The 14,316-nt window shown below is 73.4% G+C and carries 15 protein-coding genes; 9 read left to right on the forward strand and 6 right to left on the reverse strand.

What is annotated here, in order from left to right; genetic code table 11:
- Nucleotides 1-260: 260 nt before the first annotated feature.
- Nucleotides 261-428, forward strand: a complete 168-nt coding sequence (locus ACZ6AQ_RS14385; RefSeq protein WP_009997451.1) for a DUF3117 domain-containing protein — start codon at nucleotides 261-263, stop codon at nucleotides 426-428.
- Between the two features lie 238 nt (nucleotides 429-666).
- Here the strand turns inward: ACZ6AQ_RS14385 and ACZ6AQ_RS14390 are convergent, their stop codons facing one another.
- The gene (locus ACZ6AQ_RS14390; RefSeq protein ID WP_468760091.1) at nucleotides 667-1,332 is read right to left on the reverse strand and encodes an O-methyltransferase; all 666 of its coding nucleotides are present in this window, start codon (nucleotides 1,330-1,332) and stop codon (nucleotides 667-669) included.
- A 141-nt stretch (nucleotides 1,333-1,473) separates the two neighbouring features.
- On the opposite strand from ACZ6AQ_RS14390, the gene sigE reads away from it, so the two are divergent.
- The 5 genes from sigE to ACZ6AQ_RS14415 all read left to right on the forward strand — a co-directional run bounded on the left by sigE (nucleotide 1,474) and on the right by ACZ6AQ_RS14415 (nucleotide 6,559).
- Complete coding sequence (sigE, locus tag ACZ6AQ_RS14395) at nucleotides 1,474-2,232, forward strand: RNA polymerase sigma factor SigE (protein WP_388693522.1); 759 nt, start codon at nucleotides 1,474-1,476, stop codon at nucleotides 2,230-2,232.
- Nucleotides 2,229-3,179, forward strand: coding sequence for an anti-sigma factor family protein (locus ACZ6AQ_RS14400; protein WP_468760092.1), 951 nt, complete (start codon nucleotides 2,229-2,231; stop codon nucleotides 3,177-3,179). The genes sigE and ACZ6AQ_RS14400 overlap by 4 nt, the downstream gene beginning before the upstream one ends.
- A 429-nt stretch (nucleotides 3,180-3,608) precedes the next feature.
- Nucleotides 3,609-5,321 (forward strand): S1C family serine protease, encoded by a 1,713-nt coding sequence (locus tag ACZ6AQ_RS14405; protein ID WP_468760094.1) that lies wholly within the window; start codon nucleotides 3,609-3,611, stop codon nucleotides 5,319-5,321.
- A 90-nt stretch (nucleotides 5,322-5,411) separates the two neighbouring features.
- Nucleotides 5,412-5,858 (forward strand): sec-independent translocase, encoded by a 447-nt coding sequence (locus ACZ6AQ_RS14410; protein WP_468760095.1) that lies wholly within the window; start codon nucleotides 5,412-5,414, stop codon nucleotides 5,856-5,858.
- Between the two features lie 74 nt (nucleotides 5,859-5,932).
- Entirely contained in the window at nucleotides 5,933-6,559 is a 627-nt protein-coding gene (locus ACZ6AQ_RS14415) for a hypothetical protein (RefSeq protein ID WP_468760097.1), read from the forward strand.
- A 63-nt stretch (nucleotides 6,560-6,622) separates the two neighbouring features.
- Here the strand turns inward: ACZ6AQ_RS14415 and ACZ6AQ_RS14420 are convergent, their stop codons facing one another.
- Genes ACZ6AQ_RS14420 through ACZ6AQ_RS14430 form a run of 3 tightly spaced genes read right to left on the reverse strand, consistent with a single transcriptional unit; the run spans nucleotide 6,623 to nucleotide 9,634 of the window.
- Nucleotides 6,623-7,756 carry an Mrp/NBP35 family ATP-binding protein gene (locus ACZ6AQ_RS14420; protein ID WP_468760098.1) on the reverse strand — a complete coding sequence of 378 codons (1,134 nt, stop codon included), beginning with the start codon at nucleotides 7,754-7,756 and terminating at the stop codon, nucleotides 6,623-6,625.
- A 44-nt stretch (nucleotides 7,757-7,800) separates the two neighbouring features.
- The gene (locus ACZ6AQ_RS14425; RefSeq protein ID WP_468760099.1) at nucleotides 7,801-8,358 is read right to left on the reverse strand and encodes a DUF1003 domain-containing protein; all 558 of its coding nucleotides are present in this window, start codon (nucleotides 8,356-8,358) and stop codon (nucleotides 7,801-7,803) included.
- Nucleotides 8,348-9,634, reverse strand: a complete 1,287-nt coding sequence (locus tag ACZ6AQ_RS14430; protein ID WP_468760101.1) for a magnesium transporter MgtE N-terminal domain-containing protein — start codon at nucleotides 9,632-9,634, stop codon at nucleotides 8,348-8,350. The genes ACZ6AQ_RS14425 and ACZ6AQ_RS14430 overlap by 11 nt, the downstream gene beginning before the upstream one ends.
- Before the next feature lie 304 nt (nucleotides 9,635-9,938).
- Between ACZ6AQ_RS14430 and ACZ6AQ_RS14435 the strand changes: the two genes are divergently transcribed.
- Complete coding sequence (locus ACZ6AQ_RS14435) at nucleotides 9,939-10,700, forward strand: hypothetical protein (protein ID WP_468760102.1); 762 nt, start codon at nucleotides 9,939-9,941, stop codon at nucleotides 10,698-10,700.
- Nucleotides 10,701-10,715: 15 nt separating this feature from the next.
- On the opposite strand, the gene ACZ6AQ_RS14440 is transcribed toward ACZ6AQ_RS14435, so the two are convergent.
- Both ACZ6AQ_RS14440 and ACZ6AQ_RS14445 read right to left on the reverse strand, forming a co-directional pair.
- Nucleotides 10,716-11,225: a hypothetical protein gene (locus tag ACZ6AQ_RS14440; protein ID WP_468760104.1), complete on the reverse strand. Its 510-nt coding sequence runs from the start codon at nucleotides 11,223-11,225 to the stop codon at nucleotides 10,716-10,718.
- 28 nt (nucleotides 11,226-11,253) lie between these two features.
- Nucleotides 11,254-12,381, reverse strand: coding sequence for a magnesium and cobalt transport protein CorA (locus tag ACZ6AQ_RS14445; protein WP_468760106.1), 1,128 nt, complete (start codon nucleotides 12,379-12,381; stop codon nucleotides 11,254-11,256).
- 483 nt (nucleotides 12,382-12,864) lie between these two features.
- On the opposite strand from ACZ6AQ_RS14445, the gene ACZ6AQ_RS14450 reads away from it, so the two are divergent.
- Both ACZ6AQ_RS14450 and ACZ6AQ_RS14455 read left to right on the forward strand, forming a co-directional pair.
- Entirely contained in the window at nucleotides 12,865-13,449 is a 585-nt protein-coding gene (locus tag ACZ6AQ_RS14450; protein WP_388693537.1) for a suppressor of fused domain protein, read from the forward strand.
- 180 nt (nucleotides 13,450-13,629) lie between these two features.
- Nucleotides 13,630-14,268, forward strand: coding sequence for a DUF6758 family protein (locus tag ACZ6AQ_RS14455; protein ID WP_468760107.1), 639 nt, complete (start codon nucleotides 13,630-13,632; stop codon nucleotides 14,266-14,268).
- Nucleotides 14,269-14,316 lie beyond the last annotated feature (48 nt).

Genomic DNA, 14,316 nt, shown 5'->3' on the forward strand with positions numbered 1-14,316 from the left:
ACACATGTGAGCTGCGTCAAAGACGCCGGAGGCCCGGGGCGGTGCGCCGAACGCCGGGCGGCGAAGTATCGCAGGCAGACCACCGAAATGTGGGGTTATGAGAGAGCGCGTTGCGCAAGCGATGCCATGCGATGTTGGTCATCGGGTCCTGCCATGCGGGATAATGACCTGGAAGCAATGTGTTCGAAGCCGGTGACGCGTGCTCCGCATCAAGGAGCTGCCCGGTTGTTGATGGGCTGGTTTCAGGAAGGGGAACAAGCATGGCGGCCATGAAGCCGCGGACGGGTGACGGCCCGCTCGAGGTGACCAAGGAGGGGCGGGGCATCGTCATGCGCGTTCCGCTCGAAGGCGGCGGTCGGCTTGTCGTCGAGCTGACCCCGGACGAGGCCGAGGCACTGGGCGACGCCCTCAAGAAGGTCGTCGGCTGACCCTCTCTCCAGATTTTCCACCGCTGCCCCGGTCACGGCCCGCCGTACCGGGGCAGCGGTGTTTCCGGCCCCCGGGCGTTCCCGGTCCGTGCGGTGCTCCCGGCGCGTACGGCGTTGCCGGTCCGTGCGGCGTTGCCGGTCCGTGCGGCGTTGCCGGTCCGTGCGGCGTTGCCGGTCCGTGCGGCGTTGCCGGTCCGTGCGGCGTTGTCGGCGCGTACGGCGGGGGAGCGGGCCCGGGTCAGCCCCGGCGCACCGCGCACAGGAGGCCGTCGCCCACCGGCAGCAGCGAGGAGACCATCTCCGGGGACTCCCGCACGGTCCGCAGCAGCTCGCGGACCCGCTGGACCTCCGCCGGCTGCGCCGACGAGTCGATCGTGCGCCCGTCCGCGAAGACGCCCTCGAAACAGACCAGCCCCCCGGGCCGCAGCAGACGCAACGATTCGGCGAGGTAGTCCAGGTACTCCAGCCGGTCGCCGTCGCAGAACACGAGGTCGTACCCGCCGTCCGCGAGCCGGGGCAGCACGTCCAGGGCGCGGCCGGGGATGAACCGGGCCCGGTTTCCCGCGAAGCCCGCCGCCCGGAAGGCCGTCTTCGCCAGCTGCTGGCGCTCCGGCTGGAGGTCCACCGTCGTCAGGACCCCGTCCGGCCGCATGCCGAGCAGCAGATAGATGCCCGACACGCCCGTGCCGGTCCCGATCTCCGCCACCGCCTTGGCGTCCGCCGTCGCGGCGAGCAGGCGCAGCGCCCCGCCGGTGCCCGGCGACACCGAGGGGAGCCCTGCCTCCCGGGCCCGCTCCCGGGCCCAGCGCAACGCTTCGTCCTCGGCGACAAAGGCGTCGGCGAACGCCCAGCTCGTCTGCCGGTTGGCGGTAATGGCCCTCTCCTGTCCCCGTAGTTGACGCAACGGTGACTGTATCCGCTGCCGACGGGAACCCGCAGATGGGACCGGGCGTTCACCAGGGGAGGGACGCGACGGCGCCAGCCGGGCGACCCGGTCTCAAATTCGCGTAAAGATTCTTATCCGGAACTAACGGGCGAGGTGGTTATGGTAGGGGCTCCGCTGGACACCACCAGAGCCGACAGGGGAGGTGCGGCTGCGCCTGTGGATCGGGGAGGAGTGCTTCGGCGTCTTCTCGGGTCGGCGGGTGAGCCGAAATCCGTGACCGACACCGCTGACCGTTCCCGCACCGCCGACTCCGCTCCCGCCACCGCGACCTTCGCCCCGGATGCGGAATCGCAGGCGTGGACCCCTCCCACGTGGGAGGAGATCGTCAGCACGCACAGTGGCCGGGTCTACCGCCTCGCCTACCGCCTCACCGGCAACCAGCACGACGCCGAAGACCTCACCCAGGAGGTCTTCGTCCGCGTCTTCCGCTCGCTGTCGACGTACACGCCGGGCACCTTCGAGGGCTGGCTGCACCGCATCACCACCAACCTCTTCCTCGACATGGTCCGGCGCAAGCAGCGGATCCGCTTCGACGCGCTCGGCGACGACGCCGCCGAGCGGCTGCCCAGCCGCGAGCCCTCGCCGCAGCAGGTCTTCAACGACACGCACTTCGACGCCGACGTGCAGCAGGCCCTCGACACCCTCGCGCCCGAGTTCCGCGCCGCCGTGGTCCTCTGCGACATCGAGGGCCTGTCGTACGAGGAGATCGCCGCGACCCTCGACGTGAAGCTCGGCACGGTCCGCAGCCGCATCCACCGCGGCCGCTCCCACCTCCGCAAGGCGCTCAAGCACCGCTCGCCCGAGGCACGGGCGGAGCGTGCGCTCGCCTCCGTCGGATGGGAGGGGGGCACGGCGTGAGCGGCACATTCCCCCCCTCTCCGCCTCCCTCTCCCGCGGAGCAGCACCTCGGTGACCGCCTGGCCGCGCTCGTCGACGGCGAACTCGGCCACGACGCCCGGGAGCGGGTCCTCGCCCACCTGGCGACCTGCGCGCGCTGCAAGGCGGAGGCCGACGCGCAGCGCACCGTCAAGAACCTCTTCGCCTCCGCGGCGCCCCCACCGCCCTCCGAGGGCTTCCTCGCACGCCTCCAGGGGCTTCCGGGTGGCTCCGGCGAGCCGGGAGGCGGGGGCCCCGGGAGTCCCGGGGGCTTCGGGAGGTCGAAAAGCCCCCTCGAAGGGTTCCTCGGGAGCGGGATGACGTCGGACGGCTTCGCCACGGCGGCGGTCGTCACCCCGCACTCCGGGCGTCCCGGCCACGGCTTCCGGATACACGAGGTCGGTGACCGGGGCTCCGGGCGCGGGCGGCGCTTCGCCTTCGTGGCGGCCAGCGCCGTCTCGTTCGCCGCCATAGCGCTCGGCGGCACCCTGCCCGTGGACAGTTCGGTGAGCGCGAGCGGACGCGGCGCGCAGGGCACGGGCAGCGCCGTCACCCCGCTCCGCACCACCGGGGGCGGTGCCGGCGGCACCGGTGTGCCGGTCACGCGCGGCGCGCGGTCCGGCGAGCGGTCCGGCGGCGCCCAGTCGGTCGCGGCGGCTCCGCTCGCCGCGACGACCCCGACCGCGTTCCCGCACGGTCCGGTGACGTCCGCGGTCCTCGGCACGGTCCCGTCGGGCGCGGTCCCGCCGGACGCGCCGCGCTCCTTCGCCGCCCCGGCGGCGGCCGTGCGGCTCTCGTACCCGGCTTCGCCCTCCCTACTCGCCCTTTCCCCGTTCGTACGGCCGACCCCGGCCCTCCGGTCGGCCTTCGGCCCCGGGGCCGCCGCGGCGACGGGCGCGACGACCGGGCCGCTGGGCTCCCCCCGCTGACCCGCGACCTGATTGAATCCAGGGACAGCGGCGCCCGACCAGGGGTGCGGCCGGGTCAGCGGTTGCGGGGAGAGCATGAACAACGGGAAGCCGAACTGGTGGAGTCGGCAGTCGAACGCGCCGGAGGCGGCGCGCATACCCACGCCGCCGCCGTCCGGTGACGGCGACTTCCCGCTGCCCGCGCCGCAGCCGGCCACCCCGCCGGAGCCTCCGGCGGGGCACCGGGAACCGTCCCCGGAGACCGTGACCGGAACGGAGCCTGCGGCGCCGGACGGCCCGGTGTCGGAACCCCCGGTGTCGGAACCCCCGGTCTCGGAGGGGCCGGCGCCGGCATCCCCGACGCCGGCATCTCCGGCGCCGACATCCCCGACGTCGACGCCCCCGGCTCCGGAGGGCTCGGTGCCGGGGCCCCCGGCCCCGGAGAGCCCGGTGCCGACGGATTCGCAGCCGGACGACCGGGCGTTGACGGGTGAAGAGCCCGGCGACAGCCCGGCGTCGGCGGGCGCCCCGCCGGTGACCGCGCCCGCCGCCGGGCCGCAGGACCCCGCGCCCGCCGTCACGATGACCAAGACCGCGCCCCCCGTCCCGGAGGCCGCCCCCGCCGTCGCGACGGCCGGGGCGGAGTCCCGGGACGGGGCGCCCGCGCCCGCTCCCCCGGCGGAAGCACCGTCGGAAGCACCCGCGCCCGTCCTCCCGGCGCAGGCGCCCGCCCCCGCGCCCCCGTCCGAGGCGCCCGCCCCGCAGGGACAGGCCGCCGCCGGGCCCCTGCACGCACCCGACGAGTACCGGACGCCCCCCTACGGCGAGCCCGGCCCGTGGGCGCCCGCCCCGCCCGTGCAGCGGCCCCCGGCCCCCGTGCCGCCGCAGCAGCCCCACCCGCAGACCCCGCCGCACCCGCAGCCCCACCCCCACCCCCACCCGCACGCCCAGCCCCATCCGCAGCCGCACCCCCAGGGCCCCGCGCCCTGGGTGCAGTACGACCCCTGGGGCGTCGGCGGCGCCGGGCTGCCGCCCGCTCCCGCCGGGAAGAAGTCCCGCAAGGGCCTCGCCGTCGTCGGAGCGCTCCTCTTCGCCCTCGTCACCGGCGTCATCGGCGGCGGCATCGGCGCGTACGTCGAGCGCAACGGCGGGCTCACCACCGTCGAACTGCCCCAGGCCGGGGCCGGGGACACCGGGCGCGCCCCGGAGAGCGTGGCCGGGATCGCCGCCGGCGCCCTGCCCGGCGTGGTCACCCTGCACGTCAAGGGCGGCGGTTCGTCCGGCACCGGCACCGGCTTCGTCCTGGACACCAAGGGCCGCATCCTCACCAACAACCACGTCGTCGACGGGGCCCGGTCCTCCGGGGACATCTCGGTGACCTTCGCCGGGGGCGAGACCGCCCGCGCCAAGCTCATCGGCAAGGACACCGGCTACGACCTGGCCGTCGTCCAGGTCACCGGTGTCTCCGGCCTCAGGCCGCTGCCGCTGGGCAACTCCGACAACGTCCGCGTCGGGGACCCGGTCGTCGCCATCGGCGCCCCCTTCGACCTCTCCAACACCGTCACCTCCGGCATCATCAGCGCCAAGGAGCGCCCGATCACCGCCGGCGGCGAGAAGGGCGACGGCAGCGACGTCAGCTACGTCGACGCCCTCCAGACCGACGCCCCCATCAACCCCGGCAACTCCGGCGGCCCGCTCCTCGACTCCCGGGGCCGGGTCATCGGCATCAACAGCGCGATCCGCGCGGCCGGCGGTTCCGGCGCCGGCGAGGGCGCGGGCCAGCCCGGCTCCATCGGCCTCGGCTTCGCCATACCGATCAACCAGGGCAAGCGCGTCGCCGAGGAGCTGATCAACACCGGCAAGGCGGTCCACCCGGTCATCGGGGTCAGCCTCGACATGCAGTTCAACGGCGACGGCGCCCGCGTCGGGGAGAAGGGCAAGGACGGGACCGCCTCCGTCACGCCCGGCGGTCCGGCCGCCGGGGCGGGGCTCCGGCCCGGCGACGTCATCACCAAGGTCGACGGCCAGCGGGTGCACAACGGCGAGGAGCTGATCGTGAAGATCCGCGCCCACCGCCCCGGCGACCGGCTGGAGCTCACCCTGACCCGCGACGGCAGGGAGCTGACGAAGACATTGACGCTCGGCTCCTCGCAGGGCACCTGAGCGCCATGTGACGGACACCGCGAGGTACCCGCCCGGTGGTTCGGGCGGGTACCGTGGACCGGGCCCGGACCGGTGTTAAGGAGCTACCAGGTGTTCAGCGACATAGGCGCACTCGAGCTGGTGACGCTCGTCGTCCTCGCCGTGCTCGTCTTCGGGCCGGACAAGCTCCCGAAGGTGATCCAGGACGTCTCGCGCTTCATCCGGAAGGTCCGCGACTTCTCCGACAGCGCGAAGGCGGACATCCGCAGCGAGCTGGGTCCCGAGTTCAAGGACTTCGAGTTCGAGGACCTCAACCCCAAGACGTTCCTCCGCAAGCAGCTGGAGACCAACGAGGACCTCAAGGAGCTCAAGGAGCTGCGGGGCACCTTCGACCTCAAGAAGGAGATGAACGAGGTCGCCGACGCGGTCCACGGCCGCGAGCCCTCCGCCGTCAACGGAGCCGTCAACGGCTCTGCCGGTGCCGCTCCCGACCTCCTCAGGAAGCGGGACGAGCCGGACGCCGGCGGACGCCCTTCGTACGACTCCGACGCGACCTGACGACGGGCCGTCACCGCTCCGGCGGGTCCCGGTGGCTATCCTCCCTCTGTTGACGGAACGAGGAGGCGGTCGAGATGGAGACCACGAGACGGGCGGAGCGCGTGTCCGTGGCCCGGCGCGCCGACGAGGGCTACCTGCGGGCGCCCTTCGCCTGGTACGGCCTCGACGAGGCGTTCACCGGGCCGCGCTGGCTCATGCAGGTCGGCACGGCGGCGGACGGCAGCGTGCAGCACGGCTCGACCGGGCACGGCGTGGCCCCGTCGGTGAAGACGGACGCGAGCACGGCGGAGAAGGAGCGTTTCGCCGTCGTCGTGACGGTCGCGGCGAGCCCGGTCCGGCGGACGGGTGACGGGACGGGCGTCCTCGACGCCACCACGGTCTCCTCCGCCGCCTGGCTGGCCGGCTCCGGACTGCTCGTGCACACCTGGCCCCCCTCGCTCGACCACATGACGCGGGACAACTGGCTGAACCAGCAGACCGAGACGGCCTTCGAACTCGCCGACGACCTCGACGGGCCCGCCTGGACGACCCTCTCGCTGCCCGTGGACGGGTCACCGGCGTCGTTCCACTACCGCGAGACCGAGTTCGGCTGGGTCCTGGCCGGCTCGGCGGCGGGCGTGCACCTGGGGGCGTACGGGCGGGGGATGAGCGCGTACGGACTGGGGTTCGCGCAGATCAAGGACCTGGACGCGTACGCCTGAGCCGTCCCGGCGCGCCCAGGTACGCGAAAGGGCGCCCCCTCGACGGGGAGCGCCCTTCCCGGATCAGAACTTGTTGCGCGGCGTGATGCCCAGGCTCATGCCCGACAGGCCCCGCTGCCGGCCGCCCAGCTTGCCGGCGATCGCGCGCAGCGCCGCGCCCGCGGGGGATTCCGGGGCGGACAGGACGACCGGCCTGCCGTCGTCGCCGCCCTCGCGCAGCCGCACGTCGATCGGGATCGAGCCGAGGACCGGCACCGTCGCGCCCGTGGTCCGCGTCAGGCCGTCCGCGACCCTCTGCCCGCCGCCGGTGCCGAACACGTCCACCATCTCGTCGCAGTGCGGACACGGCAGGCCCGCCATGTTCTCCACGACGCCGACGATCTTCTGGTGCGTCTGGACGGCGATCGAACCGGCCCGCTCCGCGACCTCGGCCGCCGCCTGCTGCGGGGTGGTGACGACCAGGATCTCGGCGTTCGGCACGAGCTGCGCGACCGAGATGGCGATGTCGCCGGTGCCCGGGGGCAGGTCGAGCAGGAGGACGTCCAGGTCGCCCCAGTACACGTCCGCGAGGAACTGCTGGAGCGCGCGGTGCAGCATCGGGCCGCGCCACACCACGGGCGCGTTGCCCGGGGTGAACATGCCGATGGAGATGACCTTCACGCCGTTCGCGGACGGCGGCATGATCATGTTCTCGACCTGGGTCGGACGGCCGTCCGCGCCCAGCATCCGGGGCACGCTGTGGCCGTAGATGTCAGCGTCCACGACACCGACCTTCAGCCCGTCGGCGGCCATCGCGGCCGCCAGGTTCACGGTCACGGAGGACTTGCCGACACCGCCCTTCCCGGAGGCCACCGCGTACACCCGGGTCAGCGAGCCGGGCTTGGCGAAGGGCACCTCGCGCTCGGCGCCCGTGCCGCGCAGCGCCGCCGCCAGCTCCTTGCGCTGCTCGTCGCCCATGACGTCGAGCGTGACGTCGACGGCGGTGACGCCCTCGACCCGGGTCACGGCCTCGGTCACCCGCCGGGTGATGGTGTCGCGCATGGGGCAGCCGGCGACGGTCAGGTAGACCGTGACGGCGACCCTGCCGTCCTGTTCGATCTCCACCGACTTGACCATGCCGAGTTCGGTGATCGGTTTGTTGATCTCGGGGTCGTTCACCGTCGCCAGTGCTTCGAACACCGCGTCTTCCGTAGCCATACCGATGATGGTACGGCGCCGACCACCGGCCCATGAAAGGTCTGTCAACGGTCGGGTACGTCACTTCTCCGGGTGTCGCCGGACGGGAACAGGTCCCGGCGCTCCTCCAGCTCCTTCACCAGGTCCTGGAGTTCCGAGCGGATCCAGTCGCGCGTCGCGACCTCGCCGAGGCCCATGCGCAGCGCCGCGATCTCCCGCGTCAGGTACTCGGTGTCCGCGATCGACCGCTCGTTCTGCTTGCGGTCCTGTTCGAGGTTGACGCGGTCCCGGTCGTCCTGGCGGTTCTGGGCGAGCAGGATCAGCGGTGCCGCGTACGAAGCCTGGAGGGACAGCGCGAGCGTCAGGAAGATGAACGGGTACTCGTCGAACTTCAGCGGCGCCGGCGCGAAGATGTTCCACAGCACCCAGATCACGATCGTCAGGGTCATCCAGACCAGGAACCGACCCGTCCCCAGGAACCGCGCGATCCGCTCCGACATGCGCCCGAACGCCTCGGGGTCGTACTGCGGCAGCAGCCTGGCCCGCCGTTCGAGCGGGACGTCGAGCCGGATGCGGGACACGGCCCGGTCGCGCTCCCGCTCCTGCGCGCGTTCAGCGGCCATGTCCCGCCTCCTCCTCCACGTGGAACTCGGTCTCCCGCCAGTCGTCCGGCAGCAGGTGGTCCAGTACGTCGTCGACGGTCACCGCGCCGAGCAGCGAGCCGCTCTCGTCCACGACGGGCGCGGCGACCATGTTGTACGCGGCGAGGTAGCTGGTGACGGCGGGCAGCGGGGTGTCCGGCCCGAGCGGCGGCAGGTCGCTGTCCACGAGCGCGCCGACCAGCGTGAACGGCGGGTCCCGCAGCAGCCGCTGGAAGTGCACCGTGCCCAGGTACTTGCCGGTCGGCGTCTCGTCCGGCGGCCGGCACACGTACACCTGCGCGGCGAGCGCGGGCGACAGGTCCTGCTGGCGGACCCGGGCCAGGGCGTCCGCGACGGTCGCGTCCGGCCGCAGCACGATCGGCTCCGTCGTCATCAGGCCGCCCGCCGTGCGCTCCTCGTACGCCAGGAGACGGCGCACGTCGGCCGCGTCGTCCGGCCGCATCAGGGTGAGCAGCCGCTCCTGGTCCTCCTCGGGCAGCTCCGAGAGCAGGTCGGCCGCGTCGTCCGGGTCCATCGCCTCCAGGACGTCGGCCGCCCGCTCCTCCTTCAGCTTGCCGATGATCTCGATCTGGTCGTCCTCCGGCAGCTCTTCGAGGACGTCGGCGAGCCGGTCGTCGTCGAGGGCCGCGGCCACCTCGGCGCGCCGCTTGGGGGAGAGGTGGTGCAGGGCGTTGGCCAGGTCGGCGGGGCGCAGCCGCTCGAAGGTGGCGAGCAGGTTCTCGGCGCCCTGCCCGTGCTCCTCCAGGGAGAAGCCGGAGACGGCCGACCACTCCACGGTCAGCGTCTCGCCCTTGCGCCGCAGCGCCCCGCCCTTGCCGCGCCGCACGAAGACCTTGTCGATCTCCCAGTCGCGGCGGGCGGGCAGCTGCTGGATGGCGATGTCGAGGACGGTGACCTCCTCGCCCTCCCGGCCGTCGGCCCCCACGAGCCGCACCCGCCGGTCGAGGAGCTCGCCGAGCACGAGCCGTTCGGTGGGGCGCTGCTCGAAGCGGCGCATGTTGACCACGCCGGTGGTGATGACCTGGCCGGACGCGACGCCGGTGATCCTGGTCATCGGGACGAAGACCCGGCGGCGGCTCAGCACCTCCACGACCATCCCGAGCAGACGCGGCGGGCGGGGGCCGACCCGGAGCATGGCCACCAGGTCGCTGACCCGGCCGACCTGGTCGCCGACGGGGTCGAAGACGGGGACCCCCGCGAGGTGGGAGACGAAGATCCGGGGGGCGCCTGCCGCCATGCCACGCGCCTCCTCGGTGCCGCACGATTCGAGTCCTCACAGCGCCCCGCCGGTGATCGCGGGGCCCACCGGTTCAGGCTAGCCCGTGCCGTTCCGGCCCGCTCCGGCAGCGCCCCCGTACGGCTGCCCGTGAGGTCCCCCGTCCGGCCCGGGTACGCTGCGGTCTGCTGTTACCCCGGTACCGGAACCGAAACCCCCGGTACCGGTCGCGCGCCGGACCCCGCCCTTCCGCCCGCAGGGGCCCGGTCCCGGCACCCCGTACGGGCCCCGGCCCGTAGCCCGCACGACACGAGAGGCCGCGCAGATGACCGTCCGTACCCCGTCGTCGCGTATCCGCCGGGTCCTCGCGCCCCTGGTGCTCTGCGCCGGGCTGGTGGCGGGACTCGGAGCCTGCGCCGCCGACCCCGACCCGGACGAGGGGACCAACGGGGTCGGCACGCTCCCCGCGCCCGAGATCGAGCGCGAGGCGCGGGCGGCGGCGGACACCGCGAAGTCGGTCCGCCTGGCCGGGACCCTGGTCAGCAAGGGCGGCACCTTCACGCTGAACATGCGCCTCAAGCAGGACGGCGCCTCCGGTTCGGTGACGACGAAGAACAGCACCTTCGAGCTGCTGCGGGTCGGCGACGCGCTCTACCTGAAGGCCGACGCGGGCTTCTGGGCCCACGACGGCAAGGGCGGCGAGCCGACGGAGCGGGACGCCGAGGCCGCCGACAAGCTCGGCGGCATGTACGTGAAGGTGCCGCGGGACGACCCCTCGTACAAGCAGCTGCGCGGCTTCACCGACATGGGCTCGCTCCTGGACGGCCTGATCGGCCTGCACGGCGAGAAGGTCAAGGGCGGCCGGGCGCAGATCGGCGGGGTCCGCGCGGTCGAGGTGAAGGGCGGGGCGGACGGCGGGGGCGGCGTCCTCGACGTGGCCCTGCAGGGCTCCCCGTACCCCTTGCGCTTCGCGCGGGGCGGGGGCGGGGGCATGGTGACGCTCTCCGAGTGGGACAAGGAGTTCCCGCTCTCCGAGCCCTCCAAGGAGGAGACCGTGGACTACGGGAAGCAGCTCCCCCGGACCTGAGGCGGGGCCGGACGCTCAGCCCCGCCGGCGGCGCTTCAGGAGCAGGCGCGGCAGCGCGGCCGGCACGGGGCGGCGGGTCGTGGCCGGCGTCGGCAGCGGCACGGCGGCCAGGGAGCCGTCCGGCAGCTCCGCGGCGACCTCGCGCGGGTCGAGCCGCAGCACCCGGCACTCGCGCGCCCAGCGGTCCGGCATCGCCTCGCCGTCGGGCGCGTTGAGCCGCTTGCCCTTCAGCTCCGCGACGGCCGCGTCCCACTCCTCCGTGCCGGGGGCGAGTTCGCGCACGGCGGCGGTCCAGGCGACGATCCGGCCGCCCTTGTCCTTGCTGCGGACGGTCACCCCGGCCGTCCCGCCGTCCACCAGGCCCGGCAGCGGCTGCTCGCCGGGACCGTCGCCGACCACGAACGCGGCGCCGTCGTGCCAGACGTGCCACAGCGCGCGGGCGGGCCCGGTGCCGCGCACCCACACCAGGCCGGACTTCTTGGTGGCCTCCTCGACGAGGGCGGGCCCGAGCGACTGATCGGTCATGGCGGCAGCCTATCGATCCGGGCGGGGGCTACAGCCAGCCGTTGCGCTTGAGCGTGCGGTGGATGGTGAGGCAGACCACGACGATGCCGGTGAGCACCATCGGGTAGCCGTACCTCCAGTGCAGTTCCGGCATGTGGTCGAAGTTCATCCCGTACACCCCGCAGACCGCCGTGGGGACGGCGACGATCGCCGCCCACGAGGTGATCTTGCGCATGTCCTCGTTCTGCGCGACGGTCGCCTGCGCCAGGTTGGCCTGGAGGATCGAGTTGAGGAGTTCGTCGAAGCCGACGACCTGCTCCTGGACGCGGGCGAGGTGGTCCGCGACGTCCCGGAAGTACTTCTGGATGTCCGGGTCCACGAGCCGCATCGGCCGCTCGCTGAGGAGCTGCAGCGGTCGCGCCAGCGGCGTGACGGCCCGCTTGAACTCCAGGACCTCGCGCTTGAGCTGGTAGATCCGGCCGGTGTCGGTGCCGCGCGTGGAGCCCTTCACGGCCGGCGAGAAGACGTCGATCTCCAGCTGGTCGATGTCCAGCTCGACGGAGTCCGCGACCGCGATGTAGCCGTCCACGACGTGGTCCGCGATGGCGTGCAGCACGGCCGAGGGGCCCTTGGCGAGGAGTTCCGGCTCGTTCTGGAGGCGGTGGCGGAGGTTGCGCAGGGAGCCCTGGCCGCCGTGCCGGACGGTGATGACGAAGTCGGGGCCGGTGAAGCACATCACCTCACCGGTCTCGACCACCTCGCTGGTCGCGGTGAGTTCGGTGTGCTCGACGTAGTGGATCGTCTTGAAGACGGTGAAGAGGGTGTCGTCGTACCGCTCCAGCTTGGGCCGCTGGTGGGCGTGGACGGCGTCCTCGACGGCGAGCGGGTGCAGCCCGAACTCGGCCGCGATGCCCGCGAATTCGGCCTCGGTCGGCTCGTGCAGGCCGATCCAGGCGAAGCCGCCGCTCTCCCGCACCTGCTGCATCGCGCCGCGCGGCGTGAGGCACTCGCCGTCCTCGACCCGGTGCCCGTCGCGGTAGACGGCGCAGTCCACGACGGCGGTGGAGGCCGAGTGGTCGCGGGTGGGGTCGTACGCGGTGTACGTGGTGGGGGTCTTGCGCAGGGGGTGCCGCAGGCTCGGGCGGACGGCGGCGCGCAGGTCACGAATCATCGACATGGGCATGCTCCTTCACGGAGAGGCCGTCGGCGACCGTGGCGCAGCCCGGAATGGGGACGTGGAGCTGTGTCGTCCACAAAGCGGGCGGCACCGGGGGATCGCGGTGACGGCGTTCGCTACAGACAGGCAAAGGCGAAATGCTCTTCCGTCGTGCGAGATGCCGGAGAAGGAGGGTCACGCGGTCCGTGCGGATCGGGAGAACCGGAAGGACCGAAAAAACCGACGGGACCGACGGGAACGCAGACCCGGAATCACCGGAGGAAAGAACGCACCTGGCTCGGGTGCGGGGCGGAAGAGCCGTTGGTACTGCCCGACCGACTTCGGTCCATCGCAGCCCCACCTCCTCCGGCCGGTCCCTCGTGAGGGATGACGTGTGACGAGAGATCGGGCCATCCTGCACGCCCGACCAGCGGCCAAGACTATCAGCCGACAGAGGGTCAATCCCTTGTTTTGCCCGTTCCATACGCGCTTTATGCTCAACTCATGGGAGAAGTTCTTGCTCTGGTCGAGGCCCGGTTGCGGACCGCCCTCGGGGAACCGGACGCGCGCGCCGCGGTGACGTTCCTCGGCACGGACCGGATCGAGGTGCTCCGTTTCATCGACGGCGATCTCGTGCGGTACGCGACCCTCGGGATGTCCGCGCAGCCGATGGCCGACCCGACCTCCGCGCTCGCCGATCCGGTGAAGGGCCCGCGCGCGGAACTCGTCCTCACCGTCCGGGGCGGCCTCGCCGACACCGACAAGGTGCTGCGCCCGCTCGCCGTGCTCGCCGCCACCCCGCAGGTCGAGGGCCTGGTCGTGGCCCCCGGCGCCTCGCTCGACGTGGGCGGCCCGCTCTGGCCGGGCGCCCCCTTCGGCTCGGTCCTCGTGGCGGAGCCGGGCGGCCTGGTGGAGGACCTGGAGCTGGACGCCCCGAGGGACCCGGTGCGGTTCCTGCCGCTGCTGCCGATGACCTCGAACGAGGCGGCGTGGAAGCGGGTGCACGGGGCGCGGGCCCTGGAGGAGCGCTGGCTGGCGCGGGGGACGGACCTGCGCGATCCGCTGCGCAGGTCCGTGGAGCTGGACTGACCCGCGGCCCGGCGCCCCGGACCGTACGGCAGGCGGGGCCCTCCGGCCCGGCCCCGGCCGCTCCCCGGGAAGGCTCCGGGGCGGCCGGAAGGGGCGCGCGGGTGGACGGCCCGTGCCGGACGGGTGATCGTTCGGGGTCGTCCTTGACGCGGGGCGGAAGCGGTAGGACCGTTGAGCCCTATGAGGGGCGAACCCCGTTGTCCTAAGTGCGGTGGCAGGGTCAGGGCGCCCGGCCTCTTCGCAGACTCCTGGCAGTGCGACGCGCACGGCTCGGTGCACCCGCTCCAGCCCGTCGTCCCGCCCAGCGTCGAGGCCCTCGGCGTCGTGGCGCATCGCTCCCGGGTGCCGGTGTGGATGCCGTGGCCCCTGCCCGTCGGCTGGCTCTTCACCGGGATCGCGTACGCCGGCGACGACCGCGGCGGCGGGCGCGCGACCGCCGTCGCCTGCACGGGACCGGGCCCGCTCGGCGGCATCGGGGAACTGCTCCTGGTCGCCGAGGAGCTGGGCGTCGGCCTCGGCGCCCGGTACGCCGGCATCGAGGGCCCCGACCCCGGCTCCGGACTGGCCATCGACAAGCCGCCCCAGACGAAGGTGCTCGCCGCCGGGCGCCCCACCCCGCTCTGGCACGTCGGCGGCGCCCCGCACGACCGCGCGGTCTTCGCGGGCGAGGCGCGCGGCCTGTGGCTGTGGGCGATCGTCTGGCCGGAGCAGTCGGGCCTCCTCATGTACGACGAACTGGTCCTCACCGACCTGCGGGACGCGGGCGCGGAGGTCGAACTGCTGCCGTGCGGGGCGCTCACGCCCAGGCTCCTGGGGTAGGGGCCCGGTCTCCTTCCCGGACGGCGTCCGGGGCCCGTACGGACGCGG

It is taken from the genome of Streptomyces sp. NPDC041191, assembly GCF_055591945.1.